A 2,833-nucleotide genomic window follows, 5' to 3' on the forward strand; every position below is an offset into this window, starting at 1 on the left:
CCGATATTGCAGCGATCACGGTCACGGCGCTGGGCGGTCTTTCCACCGATAATGTCGCAGCTCTCTCCACCGATCAGGCCGCAGCGCTGAAGACCACCCAGGTCGCCGCGCTGAAGACCGCCCAGATCGCCGCCCTCACCTCCGATCAGGTCGTGGCGCTCACCTCGTCGCAGGTCGGCGTCCTGAGTTCGACGCAGATTTCTGCACTCTCCACCGACAATGTCGCAGCGCTCTCCACCGATCAGGTCGCAGCGCTCAACTCCAAGACCGTCGCAGCTCTGAGCTCGGCCCAGATCGGCGCGCTGACCTCCGATCAGGTCGACGCTCTGTCCGCCGTTCAGATTGCCGCCTTCGATTCGGCCGATATTGCCGCGCTGGCTTCCGAGGATATCGGAACTTTCTCGACCTCGGAGATTGCGGCAATCACCGCGACCGCCCTGTCGGGTCTCTCTACGGATAATGTCGCCGCTCTGTCCACCGATCAGACCGCAGCGCTGAAAACCAGCCAGCTCGCAGCACTGAAAACCACCCAGATCGCCGCCCTTACCTCCGACCAGGTCGTGGCGCTGACCTCGTCCCAGGTCGGAGCGCTGAGCTCCACACAGGTGGCGGCGCTCTCCACAGATAATGTTGCCGCACTCTCCACCGACCAGGTCGCAGCGCTCAACTCGAAGGCGGTCGCGGCTCTGACATCCGCACAGATCGGCGCGCTCACTTCCGACCAGGCCGAGGCTCTGACCACGGCCCAGGTGGCCGCGCTCACCTCGACGCAGATCGCGGCCTTCGCCTCGGAGGATATCGCCGCCTTCTCGACCGCCGACATTGCGGCGATCACCGTCACGGCGCTGGCAGGTCTTTCCACCGATAACGTCGCGGCACTCTCCACCGACCAGGCGGCTGCGCTGAAGACCACCCAGGTCGCGGCGCTGAAGTCGACGCAGATTGCCGCCCTCACCTCGGATCAGGTCGTGGCGCTCACCTCGTCGCAGGTCGGAGCCCTGACCTCGACGCAGGTCAAGGCGCTCTCCACCGACAATGTCGCCGCGCTCTCCACCGACCAGGTCGCCGCCTTGAACTCGAAGGCGGTCGCAGCGCTGAGCTCCACACAGGTAGAGGCCCTGACTTCCGACCAGGCCGAAGCTCTCACCACGGCTCAAGTGGCATCGCTCAGCTCGACCCAGATTGCGGCCTTCGCCTCGGAGGACATCGCCGGGTTCTCGACCGCCGACGTTGCGGCAATCTCGGTCACTGCCCTGACCGGTCTTTCCACCGACAATGTCGCGGCGCTCTCCACCGATCAGGCCGCAGCGCTGAAGACCACCCAGGTCGCGGCGCTGAAGACCGCCCAAATCGCCGCCCTGACTTCGGACCAGATCGTGGCCCTGAGTTCCTCCCAGGTCGCAGCGCTGACCTCGTCGCAGGTGTCCGCCATCAGCACCGAAAATATCGCGGCACTCTCCACCGATCAGGTGGCAGCGCTGAACTCGAAGACTGTCGCGGCCTTGAGCACGGCACAGATCGGCGCGCTCAGCTCCACTCAGGTGGAGGCGCTGACCTCGGTTCTTGTCGGCGCGCTCAGCTCGACACAACTTTCTGCGCTCGCTTCGGAAGATATCGCAGCCTTCTCGACCGCCGACATCGCGGCGATCTCGGTCGCAGCGCTCGCCGGCCTCTCCACCGACAATGTCGCGGCCCTGTCGACCGATCAGGCCGCAGCACTGAAGACCACCCAGGTCGCAGCGCTGAAGAGCACCCAGATCGCCGCCCTCACCTCGGGCCAGATCGCCGCCCTGAGCACCACTCAGATCGGTGCCCTGACCTCGACGCAGGCCTCCGCGATCACCACCGACAGCCTCTCGGCACTGACCACCGATCAGGTCGCGGCGCTCAACACCAAGACGCTGGCGTCGCTTTCGACGGTGCAGATCGATGCGATGAGCTCCGATCAGCTCGAAGCGCTGAACTCGGCGCAGGTCGCCGCCTTGACCATGGCCCAGCTTGGCGCCCTGGCCTCGGAAGATATCGCGACCTTCTCGACGGCAGACATTGCGGCCATCACCGTCGCCGCCCTTGCAGGCCTCTCGACCGACAATGTCGCGGCACTGTCCACCGACCAGGCCGCTGCGTTGAAGACCACCCAGATCGCGGCGCTGAAAACCGCCCAGATCGCGGCGCTCACCTCGGACCAGATCGTCGCGCTCACCACGTCCCAGGTCGGAGCCCTGAGCTCGACGCAGGTTTCGGTGCTCTCCACCGACAATGTCGCCGCGCTCTCCACCGATCAGGTCGCGGCGCTGAACTCGAAGACGGTCGCGGCGCTCACCTCGACCCAGATCGACGCCCTGAGCTCCGATCAGGCTGAGGCTCTGACGACGGCGCAGGTGGCCGCGCTCGGCTCGACGCAGCTCGCCGCCTTCGCTTCCGAAGATCTGGCGACCTTCTCCACCACCGATATCGCGGCAATCTCGGTCACCGCGCTGACGGGTCTTTCCACCGACAATCTCGCGGCCCTTTCGACCGATCAGGCTGCGGCACTGAAGACCGGCCAGGTCGCAGCGCTCTCGACCGCCCAGGTCGGCGCGCTTACCTCGGATCAGATCGTGGCGCTCACCTCGTCGCAGGTCGGAGCCCTGACCTCGACGCAGGTGAAGGCACTGACGACCGACAACATCGCCGCCCTCTCCACCGATCAGGTCGCAGCGCTCAACTCGAAGAGTGTCGCAGCGCTCACTTCGGCGCAGATCGAAGCACTGACCTCCGATCAGGCCGAGGCACTGACCACGGCGCAGGTGGCGGCGCTCACCTCGACGCAGCTTGCGGCTTTCGCCTCCGA

At 65.9% G+C, this 2,833-nt stretch carries 1 pseudogene; it reads left to right on the plus strand.

Features of this window, described 5'->3' with window-relative positions:
- Positions 1–2,833: pseudogene (locus CO656_RS29415) on the plus strand (hypothetical protein); the annotation flags it as partial.

The organism is Sinorhizobium sp. FG01, from assembly GCF_002531875.1.
GTDB lineage: Bacteria > Pseudomonadota > Alphaproteobacteria > Rhizobiales > Rhizobiaceae > Sinorhizobium > Sinorhizobium fredii_C.